At 33.0% G+C, this 23771-nt stretch carries 24 protein-coding genes; all 24 read right to left on the bottom strand.

Annotation, left to right across the window (positions count from 1 at the left end; translation table 11 throughout):
- Nucleotides 1-32: 32 nt before the first annotated feature.
- Complete coding sequence (locus EGI05_RS06490) at nt 33-452, bottom strand: sugar 3,4-ketoisomerase (protein ID WP_123262226.1); 420 nt, start codon at nt 450-452, stop codon at nt 33-35.
- Nucleotides 445-852: a sugar 3,4-ketoisomerase gene (locus EGI05_RS06495; RefSeq protein ID WP_123262227.1), complete on the bottom strand. Its 408-nt coding sequence runs from the start codon at nt 850-852 to the stop codon at nt 445-447. Before EGI05_RS06495 ends, EGI05_RS06490 begins: the two co-directional genes overlap by 8 nt.
- A gap of 120 nt (nt 853-972) precedes the next feature.
- Entirely contained in the window at nt 973-1545 is a 573-nt protein-coding gene (locus EGI05_RS06500; RefSeq protein WP_317125045.1) for a sugar transferase, read from the bottom strand.
- A gap of 165 nt (nt 1546-1710) precedes the next feature.
- On the bottom strand, nt 1711-2847 hold the full coding sequence (locus EGI05_RS06505; protein ID WP_123262590.1) for an aminotransferase class I/II-fold pyridoxal phosphate-dependent enzyme: 1137 nt from the start codon (nt 2845-2847) through the stop codon (nt 1711-1713).
- A 10-nt stretch (nt 2848-2857) separates the two neighbouring features.
- Nucleotides 2858-3499, bottom strand: coding sequence for an acetyltransferase (locus tag EGI05_RS06510; protein ID WP_123262228.1), 642 nt, complete (start codon nt 3497-3499; stop codon nt 2858-2860).
- Between the two features lie 5 nt (nt 3500-3504).
- A complete protein-coding gene (locus tag EGI05_RS06515; RefSeq protein ID WP_123262229.1) occupies nt 3505-4110 on the bottom strand; it encodes a sugar transferase in 606 nt (201 codons plus the stop codon).
- A complete protein-coding gene (locus EGI05_RS06520) occupies nt 4110-5306 on the bottom strand; it encodes a glycosyltransferase family 4 protein (RefSeq protein ID WP_123262230.1) in 1197 nt (398 codons plus the stop codon). The genes EGI05_RS06515 and EGI05_RS06520 overlap by 1 nt, the downstream gene beginning before the upstream one ends.
- Before the next feature lie 3 nt (nt 5307-5309).
- Nucleotides 5310-6449, bottom strand: coding sequence for a non-hydrolyzing UDP-N-acetylglucosamine 2-epimerase (wecB, locus tag EGI05_RS06525; protein ID WP_123262231.1), 1140 nt, complete (start codon nt 6447-6449; stop codon nt 5310-5312).
- Nucleotides 6450-6465: 16 nt separating this feature from the next.
- The gene (locus EGI05_RS06530; RefSeq protein WP_123262232.1) at nt 6466-7584 is read right to left on the bottom strand and encodes a polysaccharide biosynthesis C-terminal domain-containing protein; all 1119 of its coding nucleotides are present in this window, start codon (nt 7582-7584) and stop codon (nt 6466-6468) included.
- 42 nt (nt 7585-7626) lie between these two features.
- On the bottom strand, nt 7627-8040 hold the full coding sequence (locus EGI05_RS06535) for a WxcM-like domain-containing protein (protein WP_123262233.1): 414 nt from the start codon (nt 8038-8040) through the stop codon (nt 7627-7629).
- A 21-nt stretch (nt 8041-8061) separates the two neighbouring features.
- The gene (locus tag EGI05_RS06540; RefSeq protein WP_123262234.1) at nt 8062-9096 is read right to left on the bottom strand and encodes a polysaccharide biosynthesis protein; all 1035 of its coding nucleotides are present in this window, start codon (nt 9094-9096) and stop codon (nt 8062-8064) included.
- A 3-nt stretch (nt 9097-9099) separates the two neighbouring features.
- Entirely contained in the window at nt 9100-10107 is a 1008-nt protein-coding gene (locus EGI05_RS06545; protein ID WP_123262235.1) for a glycosyltransferase, read from the bottom strand.
- A gap of 35 nt (nt 10108-10142) precedes the next feature.
- Entirely contained in the window at nt 10143-11246 is a 1104-nt protein-coding gene (locus EGI05_RS06550; RefSeq protein WP_123262236.1) for a glycosyltransferase family 4 protein, read from the bottom strand.
- Between the two features lie 3 nt (nt 11247-11249).
- On the bottom strand, nt 11250-11762 hold the full coding sequence (locus tag EGI05_RS06555) for an acyltransferase (protein ID WP_166668304.1): 513 nt from the start codon (nt 11760-11762) through the stop codon (nt 11250-11252).
- Entirely contained in the window at nt 11746-12825 is a 1080-nt protein-coding gene (locus EGI05_RS06560; RefSeq protein WP_123262238.1) for a glycosyltransferase family protein, read from the bottom strand. Before EGI05_RS06560 ends, EGI05_RS06555 begins: the two co-directional genes overlap by 17 nt.
- Nucleotides 12825-14108: a hypothetical protein gene (locus EGI05_RS06565; RefSeq protein ID WP_134197345.1), complete on the bottom strand. Its 1284-nt coding sequence runs from the start codon at nt 14106-14108 to the stop codon at nt 12825-12827. The genes EGI05_RS06560 and EGI05_RS06565 overlap by 1 nt, the downstream gene beginning before the upstream one ends.
- A 177-nt stretch (nt 14109-14285) precedes the next feature.
- Nucleotides 14286-15578, bottom strand: a complete 1293-nt coding sequence (locus tag EGI05_RS06570) for an oligosaccharide flippase family protein (protein ID WP_123262240.1) — start codon at nt 15576-15578, stop codon at nt 14286-14288.
- Between the two features lie 35 nt (nt 15579-15613).
- Nucleotides 15614-16687: a GDP-mannose 4,6-dehydratase gene (gene gmd / locus EGI05_RS06575; RefSeq protein ID WP_123262241.1), complete on the bottom strand. Its 1074-nt coding sequence runs from the start codon at nt 16685-16687 to the stop codon at nt 15614-15616.
- A gap of 47 nt (nt 16688-16734) precedes the next feature.
- Nucleotides 16735-17691: a GDP-L-fucose synthase family protein gene (locus tag EGI05_RS06580; RefSeq protein WP_134197342.1), complete on the bottom strand. Its 957-nt coding sequence runs from the start codon at nt 17689-17691 to the stop codon at nt 16735-16737.
- Between the two features lie 15 nt (nt 17692-17706).
- On the bottom strand, nt 17707-18699 hold the full coding sequence (locus tag EGI05_RS06585) for a mannose-1-phosphate guanylyltransferase (RefSeq protein ID WP_123262242.1): 993 nt from the start codon (nt 18697-18699) through the stop codon (nt 17707-17709).
- A complete protein-coding gene (locus EGI05_RS06590) occupies nt 18696-19040 on the bottom strand; it encodes a phosphomannose isomerase type II C-terminal cupin domain (protein WP_123262243.1) in 345 nt (114 codons plus the stop codon). Before EGI05_RS06590 ends, EGI05_RS06585 begins: the two co-directional genes overlap by 4 nt.
- A gap of 69 nt (nt 19041-19109) precedes the next feature.
- Nucleotides 19110-20411 carry a nucleotide sugar dehydrogenase gene (locus tag EGI05_RS06595; protein ID WP_123262244.1) on the bottom strand — a complete coding sequence of 434 codons (1302 nt, stop codon included), beginning with the start codon at nt 20409-20411 and terminating at the stop codon, nt 19110-19112.
- Between the two features lie 134 nt (nt 20412-20545).
- Nucleotides 20546-22921 (bottom strand): GumC family protein, encoded by a 2376-nt coding sequence (locus EGI05_RS06600; protein ID WP_123262245.1) that lies wholly within the window; start codon nt 22919-22921, stop codon nt 20546-20548.
- Between the two features lie 8 nt (nt 22922-22929).
- Nucleotides 22930-23736, bottom strand: a complete 807-nt coding sequence (locus EGI05_RS06605; RefSeq protein WP_123262246.1) for a polysaccharide biosynthesis/export family protein — start codon at nt 23734-23736, stop codon at nt 22930-22932.
- Nucleotides 23737-23771: the final 35 nt, after the last annotated feature.

Genomic DNA, 23771 nt, shown 5'->3' on the forward strand with positions numbered 1-23771 from the left:
TTTCACTTTTAACATCAGATAATGGCTGTATCTTAGCCATTCTTTCTAATACTTAAATAATCTTCATAATTTCTGATATAATCTTCTTCATTGTAAGTGTGAGAAGCCAGTACAAGGCAAATAGCCCCAGAAGAAAAATTAATTTCTGATGCCCATATTCCAGGAGGAATATGTAAACCTATGTCAGGCCTGTTAAGAAATACTTGTCTTTTATATTTTCCATCATCCAGGCTTACCTCAAAACTGCCTCCTGTAGCAATAAGAAACTGATGGCATTCTTTATGTGCATGCGCTCCTCTACTCTCCCCTCCTGCTATATCATACAAATAGAATACTCTTTTCACATCGAACGGAAAATCTGAGTTATTTTCAACAACTGTAAGATTACCTTCATCAAAACTAATCTTTCCAAGGTCAATCACTGAGCAATCAAAAACAGAAAGTTTATTCATTTTTCAGTTTTTTAAATTGCTCAAAATCTCTTATATAATCAGTATCGTTATACATATGATCTGAAATGATAAGTGCAAGGGAATTTGTAGAAAAATTTTCTAATCTTCTCCAGAACATTTTAGGGATATATAAACCATAATATGAACGATTGAGGGAAAATTTCTGCTCATCCTTACCATCATGGAGAATAACATCAAAACTACCTGATAATGCAACAATAAATTCCTGTTGTTCCTTAAATGCATGGCTCCCTCTTATTTCACCACCCGGAACATCGTAAATCCAATACGTTCTGGCAATTTCAAATGGAATCTGTCCAGGATATTCATAAAAAGATAGATTTCCTCTTTTGTCTAAAATTTTAGGGAGGTATATTAATTGGGGATTATAATAACTCATTACTCATCAATAAGTTTACAAATATATTTATATTTTGCATAATCCATACGCTATTTCCCATTTAAGTTTAGGATGAAAACCACTTTTGGTTATCATTTTTAAACTCAAAACCAATAAATATTATTTTTTGAGGATTGAAAAAGTTTTCATTAAGATAAGGAAATCTTTTTTAAATGAAAGATGATAATAGTATTCCAGATTCATTTTTACTTTATCTGGAAAAAGTACCTCATCATTAAATTGCAAGGGATTTTCAAGCTTATTTAACAGTTCTTCTTCATTGCTGTATTTAATTCCCGCTTCACTAATGAGACCGGGTTTTAGTTGAAGAACAAGTCTGTTTTCGCCTTCCAGTTTGTCATAATATCCCGGAATATCCGGCCGGGGACCAATTAATGACATATCCCCTTTTAAAATATTAAAAAGCTGAGGCAGTTCGTCCAGTTTAGTTTTTCTCATCCAGTTTCCTATTCCTGATATTTTGGCAGTTTGAGGATGTATTGTTCTGAATTTGTAAATATCAAATAGAATGGCATTTCTCCCTACTCTTTTTTGTATAAAAATGCCAGGAAAACCTGTATCGTAACAAGTCAAAATTGTCAATAAAATTAAGACTGGAAGAAGCAAAATAACAGCAATAATCGTTATGCCATAATCCATAAGCTCTTTCCACAAAGGATATTTTTTTTTCACAACATTTGAATTGAGAGCAAATATATAAAATATATGAGAAAACATTATTGATAAGATACGCCATTAGTATACTAAAAAGGTATCCGACAATTCATCAGATACCTTTTAATATTTAAAAAATGATTCCGTAACAGTATGATCAATTTCCGAGTTTCAGATTATAATTTATTTGGAGAAAAAATCGGTGATCACTTTTGCGATTCTGTTTCTGTCGTCATCTGTCAAATTAGAACCCGAAGGTAAACATAAGCCGTTTTCAAATAGGTTTTCCGCTACTTTCTCACCATAATATGGAACTCCTGAAAATACAGGCTGCAAATGCATTGGTTTCCATAATGGCCTGGATTCTATATTTTCTTCCAGAAATGTTAAACGCAAATCTTCTCGTGTTTTACCTGTTTGAACTGGATCAATTGTAATAGCAGACAACCAATGATTGGAATAGTATTCATCGCTCGGTTCTGAGAATACCTCTACTCCTTCAATATCTTTAAATAAATCAACATAAAAATTATGCATATTTCTACGAGCTTCTACTCTGTCATTTAAAACCTCCATCTGCCCACGCCCGATTCCTGCAGTAATATTACTCATCCTATAGTTGTAACCAATATAAGAGTGTTGATAGTGAGGAGCATTATCTCTTGCTTGTGTAGACAGGAATACCGCTTTATTTTTATCCTCCTGAGTACGGCAAACCAAAGCACCTCCTCCGGAGGTAGTTATAATTTTATTTCCATTGAATGATAATATCCCGAAACTCCCGAATGTACCACATGCTTTTCCCTTATATTCTGAACCTAATGCCTCGGCAGCATCTTCAATCAACGGGATTTCATATTTGGCAGCAATAGAAGAAATTTCATCCATCTTGGCAGGCATCCCATAAAGATGAACAACAATAATGGCTTTTGGCTTTTTACCTTTTGAAATTCTGTCTTCAATAGCTTTTTGAAGTGCTACAGGACACATATTCCATGTATCTTCTTCGGAATCTATAAAAACAGGGACTGCTCCCTGGTAAGCAATAGGATTGGCAGACGCCGAAAATGTCATAGACTGGCAGATCACTTCATCACCATGCTCCACTCCACATTCAATGAGCGCCAAATGTAAAGCCGCCGTTCCTGCTGAAAGTGCAGCTACTTTTATATCTCCATTTAAAAACTTCTCCAGATCCTTTTCAAAACCATCTACATTTGGTCCTAAAGGCGCCACCCAGTTAGCATCAAAAGCTTCATGGATATATTTTAATTCATTACCTCCCATATGTGGAGAAGAAAGCCATATTTTATTTTTCATTGTATCGATTTTATTCATGAAATTTTATAGGTTTAGCAGGAATTCCAACTGCAGTACAATTAGCAGGAAGATCTTTTGATACGACAGCTCCTGCACCTATTATAGTTTTTTGTCCTACTTCTAATAGATTGATAATTTTAGCACCAGTCCCTACATATACTTCTTCATTAATTATTACTTCTCCGGATATATTTACAGAAGGCATAAATGAAGAATACTTTTTAATTTGGGTATCATGCCCCACCGTACAGGAAAGATTCAGGATGATAAAATCTTCTATTTTAATATTTACGGTAATGATTACCCCGGCACAAATAATATTCCCCTTCCCCAGTTTAACATCATCACGTCCTATTATAACTGAAGGATGAATCAGATTAGGATATTCAATATTTTCATTGGTAATTCCTTCTACTATTTTTTTCTTAATGTTCGGAGCTGCTATTGCAACTGCTAAACATAATGGATAATCAACCTCATTAATATTTTTTATTTCTCCTAAATAGGGAAGTCCGTTTATTTCGGTTTTGTATTCTTTATCATCATAAAAACCTATAATTTCAAACTGAGCATTTTTTTCGTTGATATCTTCGATCAACATTTTGACCTCGCGTCCAAAGCCTCCGGCTCCTACAATTGCAATTTTTTTCATAATTTTTAAATATTTCCTTTAAATGGTTCCATTGTGGCCTGTCCGTCCTGTGAAATCCCCTCTCTGATAATAACTTTTTTAGCAGTAAGAAAAAGAATTTTTAAATCGAATAACAATGATACATTGTTCACATACCATACATCCAATTCAAATTTCTTTTCCCATGAAATAGCATTTCTTCCGCTCACTTGGGCCCAACCCGTAATTCCTGGCCTCACTTCATGACGCCGTTTTTGGTTCTCATTATATAATGGAAGGTATTCCGGAAGCAGAGGACGTGGCCCTATTAATGCCATATCTCCTTTCAAGACGTTGAGCAACTGTGGAAGTTCGTCCAAAGAGGTTTTACGGACAAAAGTACCTATAGCCGTTAAACGTTCTGCATCAGACAAAAGATTTCCCTGAGCATCTGTTTTATCATTCATCGTTTTAAACTTGATGATCTTGAATATTTTTTCTTTTCTACCAGGACGTGCCTGAAAAAAGAACGGTTTACCATCATTTGCAAAAAATAGGCCTATTGTAACTATAATAAAAATAGGACTCAGAATGACCAAGCCGATAAAAGCAATAAAAAAATCAATGACTCTTTTTAAAAAGTTTTTATACATTATGCCCTTTTTACAATTAGATTATAAGATCTCTCCACCAGATATTCTTTAAGAAGTAATTTCTCTGCATTGTCTGCCAATTCCTGCAAGTTGTCTTTATGCAGTATAAGTTGCAGTTTAGCCTGCATTTCTTTTTGATCTCCTGCTATGACTTTGTAACCACATTTTGCCTCTTCAATAATATCTCCAATATCCGTATTAGGATCTGTAGCAGCAATAACAGGCATCTTCATTTCCAGGTAGGATAAAAGCCTTGATGGAAAATTAGGAATTAAAAAATTTTTATCCAGAAATATCAATCCTATATCACAAGCTGTCAGCAAACGATCATAATCATCTTTTGGTAATCTTTTTATCAGTTTTGCATTCACCGGCTTAAGATCGTTAAACCATTTTTGTATTCTGTCAAATTCTGTACCTTCTCCCACAATGAGAAAGAAAGCTTCAGGGTCTTTGGTTGCTGCAATAGTATCCAATAAAAAATCTAATCCCTGAGGTTTTCCAAGATTTCCTCCATAAACCAAGACTTTTTTATCTGTTGGAATCCCATATTTCCTGCGGATATTGTTTTTTTCTTCCGGAGTATAATTAAAGCTGACAGGTTCAATAGTATTAGGATTTACCTCAACTTTTTCGGGTACAATTTCCGGATTATGTTTCAGTAAAAACTTTGCATTCGCCGGTGACATGCATCCTATGGTATCAGAAATCCGGTAAAGTTTTTTTTCTTTATTCACAAATTTACGGTGCAGAACACCTCCTTCTTTCAGCAATTTCATATCTACAGCATTCTGAGGAAAAATATCTTTCAGTAAAAGATAGGTTTTCGCATTATTTTTCTTTTTCAGGTATTCAATCACTTTAACCAATGTAATGGGCGGAGTGGAATACAGAATAAGATCAAACTTCTTGTGAGACAGGTATTTTTTGATTGCCGAAAGGTATTGAAACTCTAAAGCCAGCGTTCCAATACCTTTTTCAATAATATTTGTTTTTTGAATATTGAATGTTTTTACTTTCAATATAGATCCTTCAGCACTTTCTTTGAAATGAGTGGAAATATTTCTTCTTCTTTCTACTGGTGAAACCACTACAACATTATGTCCTTCATTACGAAACTTCCGTAACAAATCCTGATAGATTCCTCTTTCGTCCAGAGAGTTGATGTCCACCAATGTCAAAAAAATAATATTCATCCTTTAGATTTCTTCAGACCAAACTGTTCTTTTAATATAATCCGTATAAGAAATAATGATGCGTACCACTTTTTCAGATACGTTAGGCATTGAATAGTCTGCCACTTGACGGAAATTACGTTCAGTTCCCGTCTTCTGTTGTAATACCTGTACCAATCCTTGCATAATACGCTCCGGCGAAAGCCCTACCATCATTACACTGCCCTCTTCCATAGCTTCCGGTCTTTCATGCGCCTGACGAATATTAAGAGCTCTGAAATTAAGTATTGAAGATTCTTCCGAGATGGTTCCTGAATCTGATAATACGGCATATGCCCTTTTTTGCAGGGCATTATAATCATGAAAACCCAGCGGTTTAAGAAACTGGATCTCCGGACGCATTTCAATTTTCATTTTCTCTATCATATTTCTCGTACGCGGGTGGGTGGAAACAATGATAGGATATTGATATTTTTCTGCAATGGCATTCAATGAATCCATCAGTCCTCTGAAGTTCTTTTCTGAATTTATATTTTCTTCACGATGTGAGGACACTACAAAGAATTTCCCTTCTTCAAGGTTAAGCTTTTGCAATACATTCGATGCTTCTATCTGAGGTAAGTAATGGTTTAAAACCTCAAACATTGGTGAGCCCGTTTTGATGATCCTGTCTGCAGGAAGTCCTTCACGTAATAAATATTCTCTCGCAATATCGGAATACGTAAGATTGATATCTGCTGTATGATCTACTATTTTACGGTTGGTTTCTTCCGGCACTCGCTGATCAAAACATCTGTTTCCCGCCTCCATATGGAAAATAGGAATATGTCTTTTCTTAGCAGGGATCGCACATAAGCAGGAGTTTGTATCTCCTAACACCAAAAAGGCATCAGGTTTCAGCTCTTCCAACAAAGGATCTATTTTGATCAAGATATTCCCTACGGTTTCTGTTGCCGTCTTTCCGGCCGCTTCCAGGAAATAATCCGGTTTGCGAAGTCCCAAATCTTCAAAAAAGATCTGATTGAGCTCATAGTCATAATTCTGTCCTGTATGTACGATAATATGTTCTACCGCTTCAGATGTATCTAAAGCGGATAATACTCTGGAAAGTCTGATAATTTCAGGTCGTGTGCCTACGACCGTCATTACTTTTAATTTTTTCATTAATCAATTTTGAATATTAAACTTCTACAAAATAAGTATCTGCATCTTCAGCATTATAAGCCTCATTGATCCAGAAAATAGTATACAGGTCCTCATCTCCTATATTTTTGATATTATGGGTATACCAAATTGGCATATCTACATAAGCAGGCTCTGTACCGTCAAGATAAAAATCCAGTACTTCATTAGTATCAATCTTTCTCAACTGGATTAATGCTCTTCCTCTGATAACAGCAAAACGTTCTATTTTACGGGTATGGAAATGGTTTCCACGGGTTATTCCCGGAACCGTTGTAGAAAATGAACATTGCCCCCCGATTCCTAATCTGATCACTTCTACAAATGCTCCACGAGGATCTGTATGCTGTGTGAATTTTACTGGATAATGGGTTTTATAATCTATATATGAACGGTACGTATTGAATAAATTATGTTCAAAGGAATTGTTCAGTGCGGGAATTTCTCCGTTTTCAAAATATTTGGACTTGTATTCTTCAAGTAATGCCAAAACTTCGGATACTTTTTTGGTAGCTGTGGGTTCAATAAATAGTTCAGCATTGCTCTTTTCCGAACGAATTTCACTGATAATAAGGTGTACCAATTCCTGAACATAGATAAGCTTTACCTCTCCGTCATTAGCAAGTGAAGGAGTTTCATTGTGAGTTAATTGGTAACAAAATGTAGCAATAAAGGAATTGTAAAAAGGTTTTCCAAAAGCTCCAAAAACATTAGGAATAATCAAGCCTGTTACTTTACCTCCATTTTCATTGGCCCACTGAACAATAACTTCACGGCCTTCTTTTTTTGATTTCCCATATAAATTATCCCGTTCTTCCTGGGTAGAGGAAGACATCAGTACATGGGCTTTTGAATTTGTTCTTTTTAAAGAGTCTACTAGTTTTTGAGCCAGCGCGATATTAGTATCATAAATGAACTGCTCACTTTCATGACGATTCATCGCAGCCAAATGTACAATAACATCACATTCTGCAACGAATTTATCTAATTGCTCGTTGTTTTCAAAGAAGTCTTTATTAAAATCAATACGCTCAAATTCTTCAGGAAATAATCCTAATGTATTATACAAATGGCGGCCTATAAAACCATTCTGCCCTGTAATTCCTATTTTTCTCATTGAGTAGTTTATTCTTATTAATCTTTTCGCTGCAACACAGCATCAGCATTTATTGGCGAAGTAGTCCAAATCAAATCTGTATTCATCATGTATTTCTCCTAATTCATAATCTGCTAGCACCAGTAGCTTACTTCCTTCTTCAGTGCTTTGAATAGCTGTTATACACCCTGCTTTGACATGCAGATAAGTTAGCTCTTTATCTGTCAAATAATATGTATTGATTGTTAAATCTCTGGAAGGCTGTTGAAAATCATCTACTTCTATAACACAGATTTTGAAACTGCCTTTCATACAGGCAAACCAACGCTGTTCAATTTTATGTCCTTGCCAGCCTCTTACCTGTGCAGTCGATTGGTTTTCTATAGTATAGATCCTTTTCACGGAAGATGCATCAAACTCATTATTAAAAGTAATAATGCCTCTTACGTCTTCGTATCTATTTCCTTTCAATATCATTTTAACAATCAGTGGTTCTTTTTAATAAGGGTACTGCATCACATCCTCCCCGAAAACTTCTTTACGGATTAACGGCAGGGTTGATATCAGCTTTTTCAATCCTTCAACTCCTTGCTGTTCGGTGTTATGTGAGTGATAATCTTCAATTTTTGATACATCTTCCTCGCCTTCTGAGAAGTATTTAGCATAGTTCAGGTCACGGTTATCCGCTGGTACACGATAAAAATTACCCATGTCTTCTGCTTTAATCATTTCTTCCCTCGTACATAGTGTTTCATATAACTTTTCACCATGACGGGTCCCAATCACTTTTACAGGAACTTCTTTTCCAGTCAATTCAATTAAGGCTTTTGCCAAATCACCAATGCTTCCTGCAGGAGCCTTATTTACGAATAAATCTCCAGGATTAGCATGTTCAAATGCGAATAATACCAAATCTACCGCATCTTCTAATGACATGAAGAATCTGGACATATTCGGGTCAGTAATCGTAATAGGTTCTCCTTTCTGGATCTGATTTAAAAATAACGGAATCACAGAACCTCTTGATGCCATAACATTTCCGTAACGGGTAAGGCATACAACGGTATCTGTTAAGTTACGGGCTTCTGCAACCGCTACTTTTTCCATCATTGCTTTGGAAATCCCCATTGCATTGATCGGGTATGCTGCTTTATCTGTGGATAAACAGATAACTTTTTGAACTTTGTTGGCAGCTGCAGCACGAATGACATTCTGGGTTCCTTCTACATTGGTTTTTACAGCCTGCATCGGGAAAAACTCGCAAGACGGCACCTGCTTTAATGCAGCTGCATGAAAAATGTAATCCACTCCTCTTGTTGCCGGTTCTACACTAGAAAAATCCCTTACATCACCTATATAATATTTTATTTTGTCATTTTTATACAGGTTGCGCATATCATCCTGCTTTTTCTCATCTCTCGAGAAAATACGGATTTCTTTGAAATGATCTGTCTGTAAAAAACGATTAAGAACAGCCGTTCCGAAAGAACCTGTACCACCGGTGATTAAAAGTGTTTTATTTTGTATTTTCATTTCTTATTGTAATAATTTTATTAAAATTTCTATTTGGTTATGAACTTTTGCAATGGTAGGTTTTATATCTGGCTTCAATGACTTTTCAAACGCTTCTGCAATTTCATCTACCGAAAATGGATTAAACGTTATTGAAGGTTGACAAACTGCATATGTATATGGCAAATCAGCTCCTATAACCTTACAACCACTGTCAATAGCTTCAACAAGACCGAGACCAAAACTTTCTGATAGCGATGGAAACACTAAAAATTCTGATGATGCATAAATTTCAGACAATTCATTTCGTCCAATAAAACCAAAATTAATAATTGGATATCCTCTTTGTTGTAATGATTTAATTAGCTCAACTTCAAATGTTGCGTTTTCACTAATTGTTAAACCTAATTCCCCAATTTTAAATTTATCATAGAATTTGCAAAATCCTTCAATTAATCTTTGATGATTTTTATGGGTCCCAACATTACTGATATAGACAAATTTATATTTATTTTTAATAATATGATCTACAGGAGGCAGAGGAGGAAAAAATGGAATTACTTGTACAGTTTCTTTCTTCAGGTTATATTTTTCAGATAATCCATTTCTAACATTTTCAGACTGCACAATCCATCTATCTGTATTCTTCTTAATACAATGTAAGACCATCATTTTTATCCCGATGGTAATTTTGTTAATTAAACTTATATCATCTGGAATTTTTATAAAAAGCTGTTGATGAAAATAAGTTGAAACCTCTGCATTGAGCTTTAGTGAAGGAGGGAGATTTCCAAAACATAATACTTTAGAGAATTTATTTCTATTTTCTTTATAAAATGCATGTCTGGATCTTAACCCAGATTTTAAATAGGTAACATCATTGCCAGAATTAATTATAGGGTGATTTTGAAATACTCTACTATCTAATAAATAATGTACGCGCATTCCACTTGATTCTAAATTTTCTATTAAATAATCTAACAGAACTTTTCCTCCACTATTATTAATATAAATTGCATCTAATAATACCATTATTTAATCATTTCTAATTAATACTATCTCCCGAGTCAGGACAGTTTATTAAATAAAACAAGATGATCATCAACCATTTGTTCAATTGTATATTTTTTAGCTTTATTTATAGAGTTCATTTTCATCAAATTTAATTTTTCTCCAAATAATAAATTAATTTTTTCAATTAATTGTTCTGGATTATCAACATCAACAATATACCCATTCTCACCTTCTTCTATTAAACTGTAAGCTGCCCCCACATTTTTAGTAGATATTAATGGTAAACCATTAGCTATTGCTTCATTTAAAACTAATCCCCAAATATCTTCTCTACTTGGGCAAACAAAAGCATCACTAACTTTCAAATACTTTAGAATTTCATTTTTAGTTAATTTTCCTAAAAAATGTATTTTATTATGATCAAGATCAGAATCCAAAACCATTTTTTTCAATTCATCTTCTTGTTCTCCTGAACCAATAATTAAGGTTTCAAAATTCTTTTTGGTATCATGTTTTAGTGCCTCAATTAATACATCAACTCCTTTTCTATGAACTAACTGCCCTACAAATGTCAAATAAAAAACATCAGGATTTAATCCTAAACTTTCTCTTTCTTTATAAAGTGTTTCTTTATCCGGAATATTATTTACCAATTCGTTGTTAAAAATTGAGGTAAAATGATATTCATAAATATCTTTTTCCTTAGCTCCATAATATTTCAAAGTTTCAGTTGTATTTTTACCGCTAGAAAGCCAATAATTAGCTGAGCCGATTAAAAATTTTTTAAAGCTTGTCTTAAAAAATCCTTTGGTAACAAATCCTCCATCTGAGCTAAGAATAAATTCTTTTCTAAAAAATATACAATAAAAAATTGTAAAAATTTCAGGTAATAAATAATATCCTCCTACCACTAAAATATCATTTCTATGAGATCTTAACAATTTAAATAATTTAAAAATACCTTTTAATTTTGACTGCTCAAATAAAAAAGTGTGATTAAATTCTCTTTTTTTCTCCTCTTTTTTCCAAGGAGAGTTATCCATACTCTTATTATAAAAAATTACATTCAAATCAATTTTTTTGGATAATTCATTAAAAAAATCAACTCTGTAAGGAGATGGAATATAGTTTAGAAAAACAACTTTTTTACCCTTCATTTTTTATACTTCTAATTTTTTAAATTCTTTTGCCGGAGACCCTAATGCGATAACATTTGAAGCAATATCTTTATTAACTAAAGAAGTGGCACCAATTATACTGCTCCTGCCAACGGTTGTATTTCCAACAATAGTAACCCGCGCTCCAATCCAACAGCCACTTTCAACTGATAATGAAAAAGAAATTCCAGCTCCAGCTCTTCTTTCTGCAGTACCAATTTCGTGTGATCCTGTTACAAATGCAACATCAGGTCCGAAATCACATTTATCCCCAATGATAACAATTCCATTTCCATACACTTTAAAACCACTCCCAATCCAACAGTCTTCGCCAATAACAACCTGAGCAACAGTCCCTATATGTATTGGACCGACAACTTTAGTATCTTTACCGATCTGAATGCCTGAGATATTCAATAAAAATCTTTTTAAAGAAAAAAAGCGCGTGGTACACAAAAATGTGTTAATGATAAAAATCGCTAAAATTCTGAATACTTTTTTAATCAGATTTCCCATTACGTTCAATTTTCTCAAAACTATTTTTCCAATTACTAATACCAAACAGATCAAAAACTTTTGAAGATTGATTAGCATATTTTCCAATCAATTCATCCTCATCAATATTTTTTAATTCCTTAAAAAAAGTTCTAAAATCATCTAAAGTTGGTGGAACATACATATATTCAATTCCATTGAGTTCACTGTATTCCATTGTTGACACCAGAATTTTATTATGCATCAAATGCTCGATACTTTTAGAAGGGAAATTATATAGATTTTCTTCATACTGAGGATCTCTACTATTAATTGAAAACGTTGCTTTCTCTAATTCTTTAACATAATTATCATAATTTAAAAAACCTAAATATCTTATATTAGAAAATGTATTGCAATAGGTATCAACTAAACTTTGATCATCAATTTTTCCGGTAATAATTAATTCATATTCCGGAAATTCAGAAAAAGCTTTCAAAATCAATTCCGGGCATCTATTTTTAGATAAAATGCCAGATAACATAAATGATTTATTAACACTGGTAATTTTACTATTGTCCTTAATTTCAGTAACAATACCTGGTAAGACTATCGTATTTTTTGAATACAAAAATTTATTAGAAGTCAAACTAATAACACCATCGGATTTATTAATCAGATTAAAAATAAAGTTTTGTAATGATATTTTATTTTTGGAAGGGGTAAAGTCTAATAGAATTACAAACTGCTTAACTCTAGGCTTAAAAATTTTTAATAATAAGTAGAGGAAAACTGTTTGATGCGTTAAGTTATAATACCATAAGTTCACATTTCCTTTTATCCCCAAAAAAACTTTTAGATTATCAATAAAAATATTTAATAACCTGAAAACATTCTTATTGCTTAAAAAGCGAGTTTGGATGTAATGTATTCCATCATTTTCAACGATTTTTTCATCAATGTTTATAGGAATCATGGACCAGACTTCGTCAAAACAATTATTATCAATTAAATTATATGAAAAATAATTTCCGGCAGCGGAAACATCTAAACTTTCTATTTTGTTTTTCGGAACAACATGTGTCAAAAATATTCTTTTATTCATTATTGTAACTTTAACTTTTGAAGTAATTTAACATCTGCTTTTTCAAAATTTATGAGTAGTCCCATTATAATGAACAAGGACATTGAAGCCAGTGGATGTGATGAATTTGGTGAAATAAACCCGGTGAAAATATAAGATATTAAAAAACAAAAAACCAACCACTTAAATAAAGAGGACTTCATTTTTAACCAAAGTTTTACCGAATAAGCCCAGGGCCAAAAAAACACAAACCACAAAAATATACTGCCCTCTGAAAAGATTGCCCAAATCGAACTTTCCATATGATAACCGACTTCTTCATTTGGCAACGCTTGTTGGCCCATTGTATAGCTCAATCCATGACCTGTAAAAAGACTTAAATTATTAAGTGAAAACTGATCCACTCCTTCGGTCCAAGCTTCAATTCTTGTGGCATTACCTCCATCTGTATCGCTGGTAAATCTCTCAGAATATTTAGTAATATTGGTATCGTCAACATTAGGATTTATAAACTTGAATGTTAAAATTAACACCGGAAGAATCAAAAACAGAAATATTAATAATTTTGATATGTCTTTATAAATCTTATAAATAAAGAATATTATTTCAGTAAAAAGTAAAATAAAAAATATTTGACGTGCCCCGGAAAACCAGGCGCCAGCTAAGAAAATAAATGAAGTCAGAATATAAAATATCTGCCAAAATTTAGATTTAGACAAATGTGAAGTATACAAATTACTTATCAGGAATAAAAGTAAGCTCATCCCAAAAACAGTTGGAGACTCTGATAAAAATGAAGCTCTGTTTAACTTAAAATCTTCAATGCTAACTTCTGACGCATATGCCTTTAGAAAAAAGAATATATGATTATTTATTCCATCAATAATTAATCCGATTGAAATAAATATTCCCAGCCATGAAAGAATTTTGAAGAAGGGAATTTCTTTTTTTAAATTCACTACAATAAAAGGTAATGTTAAAAAACTGTACCCAAATAAATATAAAATTACAGCGTAAAAAACCCTTACAACATTATATTCCTTTACTACAAGTGCAAATAGCAGATAAATTAAAAGTATGATTAATGACCATCTAAAATGGGTAAATACCTTTTGCTTCTTTATAAACTTAAAATTTGAAAATAGAAAAATTATAAAAAAAGTAAAACCTACTAGCCAAATTAATTGTCTCCAAATAGAAAAACCAACAAACAGATAATTAAATAATAGCCCGTTTGAAAGCATTATTATGAAAAGTATATAAATATAATACTTGAAATTTTGTTTTTTTATATTATAGTGCATTCCAATTAATTTTAAAACTTTTTGAATAATACATCTATTGTGCTATTTCTATTGTTGAAATAAACGCATGAAGAATTCAAAAAGCTAATTAGCTTCTCTGATATAAAATAAAAGATTTCCAACCTTTTTAACATATACCCTCTAAAATATATTAATAAAACAATAAATTAAAAATTTTCAACTTTTAGCGACACGAAAACTCACATCTCTGAAAATCAAAGAATTAACAAAAATACCAATAATTAATAAAATAACTTTTAATAAAACTAAATCTTCGTAGGAACCTATTTTGAAACAAAAAAAGTAACCTAAATAAATAAGAATCATTATGCTATAAGAAATCAATTGATACTTAAACCTTCCCAATCCATTATGTAAAAACATTAAAATGGAATTAATACACGTTAAGAAAGTAAACACTGAAAATAATAAAAAAGTAGCAGCAGAAGTTTTTATTACACCTTTCCCGATCCATAAATTTAATATGGTATCTCTAAATAAAGTTATTAACAGGCAGAAAAGAAAAACACCAAAACTGATTAAGACTAATTTTTTTAATTCCTTATGAATCCAGTTATGATTTTTAATTTCAAAAGCATATGTTACATTATTCCAAAATTTTATTAATAATGTAGTGAATAGAGCAATTATTACAAAGAATATTTTTGATACTACTGAATAATCAGCAGTTTCCTGAGCACCTAAGAATTTAGATATTAAAATATTATCAAGACTGGAAAATACTATATATAATAGCTCTATGACAAAAAAATTAATTGACAACTTATTAATTTCGGTCAAATCAAGACTTCCTTTAAATTTAATATCTATGTTGAATTTTCGAGATAAATAAAAATAATATATAATATATACTATAGATTGTGATAGCCCGAAAATAAGAGCAATATGAATTAAGTTTAATTGAAATAGATTATTTAAGATTAAAACTATGGTAAAACATGTAGCTAGATTAAAAAAATTTGATCCTGTTGAAAGGTAACTTTTTTGCAAGCCATAGGATAAAGAATTGACTAAGGATAAAACAATATTGATAATAAAGAAAAAAGAATAAATTATTAATGAATATTTTATTTCTTTTTGATCTAACTTAATGTCTTTAAAAAAAAAATCAAAATTAAGATTATAAATGATAACAGGCATTACCAATAAGCTGGTGACTATTATTGGAATTAGCTTCAACACTGTTTTTCCGAGTGCTAAACCAATTACTTCTGTTTGATTATTTGCTGTTAATTTAGTAATATAATTACGTAGCCCGTTCCCCACTCCAAAATTAACGAGAGCAACATAACTGACGAACGTTAGCATTGTTTGCCATATACCAAATCTTTCTTTATCTAGAGAATTAATTAAAATCTTTATAAAAAAAATATTAATTAAGATTCCTCCAAACTGAAAAACATAATTTAGAATATTCTCTTTATTTTGTTTAATAAATTTTTTCACCATATAAACTTACCCCAAAAGCTTTTAAGCGGTCATTTTTAAAATAACTTCAAATCACTTTCTACCATTTCCCTTACCAAAGCCTTAAGGTCATATTTAGGTTCCCAGCCTAATTGAGTTTTAGATTTTGTAGGATCACCAATAAGAAGATCAACTTCCGTAGGTCTGTAATAATCCGGGTCTACTGAAACTACAGTTTTACCAATTTCCAATTGATATAATGGGTTATTACATGCTTTAACTTTTGCTATTTCATTTTCATTCTCACCTTCAAAGGATAATTCTATTCCAATCTCATTAAATGCCATACGTACAAAATCTCTCACTGAAGTTGTAACTCCGGTTGCTATAACAAAATCTTCTGGTTTATCTTGTTGTAGAATACGCCACATAGCTTCTACATAATCTTTAGCATGGCCCCAGTCACGAAGAGCATTTAAATTTCCTAAATAAAGGCAATTTTGTTTTCCTTTAGCAATTGCCGCTGTAGCCATTGTAATCTTTCTTGTTACAAAAGTCTCTCCTCTTCTAGGAGATTCATGGTTAAATAAGATACCATTACATGCAAACATTCCGTAAGCTTCACGGTAGTTTTTGGTAATCCAAAAACCATAAATTTTCGCAGCGCCATAAGGTGAACGTGGATAGAATGGAGAGTTTTCATCATAAAAACCGGCAGCATTTTTATTTTCAGGCAAACCACCATACAATTCAGATGTGGAAGCCTGATAAATTCTTGTTTTCTTTTCCAAACCAAGAATACGAACAGCCTCAAGAATTCTCAGGGTACCAATTCCATCAACGTTTGCAACATATTCGGGAGAATCAAAAGATACTTTTACATGAGACATTGCTCCCAAGTTATAAATTTCATCCGGCTGAACTTCCTGAATAATTCTTATAATATTGGTAGAATCCGTTAAATCACCATAATGCAGTGTAAAATTTACATTCTGCTCATGCTGATCCTGATATAAATGATCAATTCTTTGAGTATTAAATGAAGAAGCTCTTCGTTTAATACCATGAACTCTATATCCTTTTTCTAATAAAAGCTCTGCTAAATATGATCCGTCTTGTCCGGTAACTCCCGTAATTAATGCTGTTTTCATCTAGTGATATATTTTTTATACGATGTATAGTGAATTTCAAAATTCAGCTATGACATTTTAACTTCCTTAAAATTATTTATATTTTCCAAGAACCATTGATAGGTTTTTGCGATTCCATCTTCAAGTTCCACCTTATGCTTCCAGCCTAACTCATGCATTTTTGATACATCCATCAGTTTTCTTGGAGTTCCATCCGGCTTTTCAGCATCCCAAAGAATTTCTCCGGTATGACCAATTACTTTCTGAATCAGTTCTGCTAATTCTCTAATCGTTAAATCAGTTCCTGTTCCCACATTATATAAATGCTCAGGAAGCTTATTTTCTAAAGCAAAAATAACAGAGGCTGCCATATCATCAACAAAAAGAAACTCTCTCATAGGCTTACCAGATCCCCATAAAGTTACCGGTGCATTATTATTTTCTTTTGCTTCATGAAACTTTCTGATCATTGCCGGTAAAACATGAGAAGTATTTAAATCAAAATTATCATGTGTTCCGTAAAGATTGGTAGGCATTAAAGAAACATAATCTTTACCAAACTGCTTTCTGATTGCTTCACAAGTTTTAATTCCTGTAATTTTAGCAACAGCATACCATTCGTTGGTAGGTTCTAAGGAATCTGTCAACAGGTATTCTTCTTTTAATGGTTGTGGAGCCAATTTTGGATAAATACATGATGATCCCAGAAAAATAAATTTTTCAACATCATTTTTCAATGCAGCATCAATCAGATTATTCTGAATCTGCATATTTTCCATTAGAAACTGATAGGGAAACGTATTGTTAGCTAAAATACCTCCCACTCTCGCCGCTGCATCTATTACAACATCAGGTTTTTTAGTTTCAAAAAACTCTGCCACAGCTTTCTGATCTTTAAGATCTAGCTCAGCACTGGATAAACCAACCAAATTAGTATATCCTTGTTCTGATAACTGTCTCCAGATTGCAGAGCCTACCATACCTCGATGTCCGGCTATATATATGAGTGACTTTTTTGAAATCATTTCTTATTGATTAAATTATCTTAAACTAGATTTATATTTTTCAAGCTGGTTATATACTTTTTTTACATCTTGTGATTTTTCTTTATGAAGAATCAACAATGCATCAGGAGTGTACACCAAAATAGAATCCTTCAATCCTACAAAAGCTGTAAAGATTTCTGTTCCAATAACCATATTTCCATTTTCATCTACAGGATGCCCTGTTGAACGTAAATAATCATACAAAGATTCAAAAGATCCTAAATCATTCCATCTGAAATGAGCTGGAACAACTTTTATTTTTTTTGATCTTTCCATCACCGCATAATCAATACTTATGGAAGGAATCTGGAGCGAAGCATCAATATCTAAACACTGATTTTCGGATGCTTGCCAAGCCTCACTGCATTTATCCAGTACTTCAGGCTGATAATTCTTTAACTCATCTAAAAGTACTCCTGCTTTAAAACAAAACATTCCTGAATTCCAAAGGAAAGTTCCTCTTTCTAAAAATTCCTGAGCAGTTTCTGTATTTGGCTTTTCTCTAAATGAAAGCACATCTTTGCCTTCATATTCAATATAGCCATATCCTGTTTCAGGTTTTGAAGGCACTACCCCGAAAGTGACAAGAAAATCTTTTTTCGCTAATTCAACTGCTTCTTTAATTGCTTTTTCATAAGCATCCTGATTCTGAATCAGGTGATCAGATGGCGTAATAATCAATATATCATCAGGATCAACTGCTAAAGCAGCAAAAGCAATAGCTGCAGCTGTATTTCGAGCAGCTGTTTCTGTAATAAAAGTTTTTGGGAGTGTAACATCACTTAGAAGCTGTTTACTCCATTCAATATGATCTGTATTCCCTACAACCATAATTTGATCCACCACTTTCTGGTTACGTTCTGCCGTTAATTCAAATAATGCTTTCCCAGAAAATAATTTAAGAAACTGTTTAGGATGCTGTTTACGGGAAAGAGGCCAAAGCCTGCTTCCTACACCACCCGATAAAATTACGTTGTATATTTTCATGCTCTATTGTAATCATCTTCAACTCTTACAATATCGTCCTCACCAAAGTAAGTTCCATATTGCACTTCTATAAAAACAACAGGTTCAGCAGTCCTGTTCTCAATGCGATGATGTGCTCCTAAAGGAATCTGTGCTACATTTCCTGCAGTATAGTCTTTGATTTCGTCATTAATTGTAATGGTACCAACACCCGAAACTATAGTCCATACTTCAGCTCTGTGATGATGATACTGCAGAGAAAGCCTTCCTCCCGGATTAACCAAGATTCTTTTAACTTTATGAGTTTCAGCATCTTCCAAAACCCAGTATTCTCCCCAAGGTCTTACATCATGTTCTACCATCTTTATTTAATTATGCTTAACCTGCAAATATACCACGATTTCTACAGGAATTATATTAATAAAATTTAATTATAGTCTTTTATCCACGTCTTCTTTTGAAAAGACTCCTTTCACATCATAAATCACACCCTTATCATGAAGGAAATCATTTAAATCAAGGTTAAGAAATTCATCATGAGCAACGGTTAAAATAATTCCATCAAACTTATGAGAGATTTCTGATACATTAGAATAGCAAGTCATTCCATACTCATCACTTACTTCTTTTGTATTGGCCCATGGATCAAATATCGTCACTTCAGCACCATAATCCTGAAGATTTGTAATAACATCAATTGCCTTTGAATTCCTTATATCCGGACAGTTTTCTTTAAATGTAATTCCTAAATTCAAAATTTTAGCACCTTTTACTTTGATATCATTTTTGATCAGTAATTTAACCACCTGAGATGCTACAAATGAACCCATTGAGTCGTTAAGCCTTCTTGCTGCTAAAATCAGTTCAGAATAATATCCAATTTCCTGTGCTTTCTGAGCCAAATAAAATGGGTCCACTCCAATACAGTGTCCTCCTACCAAACCCGGCTTGAATTTTAAAAAATTCCATTTTGTACCTGCAGCTTCCAAAACATCGTGAGTATCAATATCCATTAAGGAAAAAATCTTTGCCAATTCATTAATAAAAGCAATATTAATATCTCTCTGTGAGTTTTCGATCACTTTTGAAGCTTCTGCAACCTTTATGGATGGAGCCAAGTGGGTTCCTGCCGTAATAACAGACTTATACAAACCGTCTACAATTTTTCCGATCTCCGGTGTAGAGCCTGAAGTAACTTTTAATATTTTATCTACAGTATGTTCTTTGTCTCCTGGATTAATACGTTCAGGAGAATACCCTACATAGAAGTCTTCATTAAACTTTAATCCTGAAATTTTTTCCAAAACAGGAACGCATTCTTCTTCTGTAACTCCTGGATAAACTGTGGATTCATAAATAACGATATCATTTTTTTTAAGAACTTTTCCGACAGTTTCGCTTGATTTGTATAAGGGCGTTAAATCAGGATGGTTATGTTTATCTACCGGTGTAGGAACTGTTATAACATAGATGTTCGCCTCTTTAATATCATCAAGACTATAAGAGCAGAACAATCCGTTATTTGTATTTGAATACGGATTTTCTTTCATCAAAACAGATTGCAGAATGTCGTCTTCTACTTCCAAAGTATCATCGTGACCGTCGTTCAGTTCATCAATTCTTTTCTGATTAATATCGAAGCCTACCACAGGATATTTTGTGGCAAATAATCTTGCCAAAGGCAGGCCAACATATCCTAAGCCAACAACTGCAATTTTATGATTTGTGTTCATTTTTTTTTATTTATGCGAAGCAGTAAATTTATAAAGAAGTAATATTTTTTACTTTTTTATAAATTTACTATTTCACCTATCCGATAAATTCCACTCTGTAAGTTTTGGCAAAATATCGGGCATATGATTTATTTTTAGAATCTAAATATTTTCTTCCACCAGCTTTGTTTCTCTTTAGCTGAGTATCCGTATCCATATCCATAATTATATCCGTATCCTCCTTCTGTATTACTTACATCATTCAAAACAAAGCCTACATTTTTAATTTTTCCTTCATAGATCTGCTTATTGGCAAAGTCTATAAGATCTTTAGGCGTATATTCTGATCGTACTACATATACAACGACATCCGCTGTATCTACTATTAAGAAAGAATCTGTTACCAGCATCAGTGGAGCGGTATCCAGAACAATATAATCGTAACGGTCTTTAAGTGATTCTACCAACTCCTGGTATCTTCCATTACTAAGAAGATCCGTTGGATTTGGTGCTATGGATCCTGAGTAAATAACATCACAATGTGGATTGAATGTTGATCTATGGATAATTTCATCAGCCTTTATTTCCTGATCATACATATATTCTGTAATCCCTTTCAATCCCTTTCTACTTTCATTGTATCTCTGAAGCTGCGGATTTCGGATATCAGAACCAATAATGATTACTTTTTTCCTTGGTGTAGCCAATGTTAAAGCCAAATTCACTGAAGTAAATGTTTTTCCTTCCCCTTTCACACTTGAAGTAACAAAAACTACATGCCCCTTCTTATTTTTAGGAAGCATAAAATTCATATTGGTAATCAAAATACGAAATGCTTCAGCCATTGGGCTAAGATCATTTACTTGTACAATATCCGGTTGATCATTTCCGATTCTTGGAAGTTCCCCGATCACCGTTCCTCCTTGAAGCAGCTTTTCTAGATCTTTTTTGGACTTTATTCTATTATTGAATAATTCTATCAAATAAATAATTCCTAATGGTATCAACAATCCGACAAGAAGTGCCGCCAAATAAATGATTTGTCTTTTCGGAGAAACAGGTATACCTGAAGTTAATGGATCATCCACAACCCTTGCTTTCGGAGCAGCAATTGCAAGAGAAATCGCAGCTTCTTCCCTTTTCTGTAAAAGGAGAAGATACAATTGTTCTTTAATATTTTGCTGTCTTTCGATGCTTCTGAAAAGTTTCTCCTGCAATGGTATTTTAGAAATGCGGCCTGCTACTTTATTTTGTTCGTTAAGAAGGTTATTCCTTTTGATTTGCAGCCCTGAAAGGGTTTTTTGTAGACTCGAAACAATAGAGCTTCTCATACTGTTTATCTGCTTCGTTACATCCTGAACTACGGGGTTTGCAGGAGTTGAGTTCTCCAATAATCGGTTTCTCTCTATCACGAGTTGATTAAACAATGCAATATTACTTGAAGTATCAGGATTTGTAAGTCCTACGTTTAAAGGTAGCACCTGATATGAATTTTGATTATTCATATATCCTAATAAACTATTCACCAATTCCAATTGACTTTCATTCTCAAGTTGTTCCTGTTTGCCATGGGAAATACTTTGTAAACTTATTTCGGCTTCGGATGCTATATCTGCAATCTTATTTTCAACTTTAAAATTTTCCTTCTGATTTTCAACCTCACCCAATTCACGGGCGATAATTCGGATCCTGTCTTCAATGAAATCTGCTGTTTTCTGTGCTTCTGAATTTTTATCGAGACTTGCATCTCTGTTATAATCTATTGCCAGACGTTTTAAAACATCCTCTGCTTTTTCAGGAACAGAATGGTTCATACCTAACAATATCACTGTCGCATCATCATCCACCAACTTGACGCTCAACTGAGAAAGCAGTCCCAATGTGCGGCTCATACCACTCATAAACTGCATTTTATAATTTCCGTCACTTTCCTTCTTGAAATTATATTGGGGATTCTTTTGAATAAGATAGGTCCCAAAAGGCAACGAAATGGTTTTCCCGAAACTTGTGATTATTTTTTTAGGCAAAAATTCTGAACTTAAGGTAATTTCATTGCCATGAAGTTGTACCTGAACAGGCTCTTGAGGAAATGCCGCCTTCTTATTTTCATTGATTACGCGAACAATAAAAGGTGAAGTTTCTTTATATAATTCCGAATCCTTGATATTCCCTTCCCTGAAAATAGAAGTTTCAATTCCCAACTCTCTCACCACAGAAAGCATAAGTTTTCTGGATTTGAATATCTCAATCTCATTATCCACCGAATTGGTAGACATACTTCCCAATCCGCTGATTTCTGAAATAACAGACATATCCGGTTGTGAGGAAGTAGACTTCTTAACTTCTTTTATGAGTATGGTAGACTGTGTATTATAAACAGGAATGGAATAACGAAGAAAAAACCATGCAATAATTACTGCCACTACAGCTCCCAAAATCAACCAATACCATCTCAGAATATATGGTTTAAGTAAATCCCTTAGAGCAATTTTTTCTTCATCTTGTAATTGACTTGATGTATCGTTTTCCATATTATGTGTTAATTATTTCTGAAAATAAGGGTTATTAGGGCAATGGCTACTGATGCTACAGAAATATAGATTCCTGCGTTAGGATTTAAACGGGATGCTCTTTCTCTTGTCTTATTTGAAGGAACAATGATCTGATCATTTTGCTTTAAATAATAATAAGGTGAGTTGATAAAATCTGCAGAGGTAAGATCTAAAGTCTGATGTTCTATTTTTCCGTCTGTATTACGAACCACAATCACCTTATCTTTATGCCCATAAATAGTAGCATCTCCTGCAAAACCTAAAGCCGTCATAATGGTAGCATTACCACCATCCGGAACCAGATATGTTCCCGGCTTATTGACTTCCCCTAAAACCGTTACTTTGAAATTAATAAGTTTAACACTAACCACAGGGTTTTTAATATAAGTCGTTAAAAGGCCTGTAAGCTTTTCTCTTAAGTCTTCTGAATTTAAATCGGTAGTACTGATATTTCCCAACACAGGAAAAGAAATATTCCCATTAGAATCTATTGTATAAGTAGGTCCTGTTACGGGAATAGCCTGAGGCTGATTATTAGAGCTAGGAAGTGTATATTGGGTAATAGTTGTAGCAGATGAGTAATTTTGATTGAAAGGAGCAACCACATCCATATCTTTTGCTGATACGGTAATGATTAGCTGATCACCAGGTTGTAATGTATTTCTGCTGTTTTTAGCAGAATTTTCGAGTGCAATACTTTCAATATTCTTCATATAATTAATCTCTTGTTTTGGAGTTGCACAAGAAAAGAATATCAAGCTTAAAGCAGCATAAACAAAATATTTAAAATTCATTCTAGATAATTTTTACAAAAATAGGATATTATTAT

The sequence above is a fragment of the Chryseobacterium daecheongense genome (genome assembly GCF_003729955.1).
Classification (GTDB): Bacteria; Bacteroidota; Bacteroidia; order Flavobacteriales; family Weeksellaceae; genus Chryseobacterium; species Chryseobacterium daecheongense.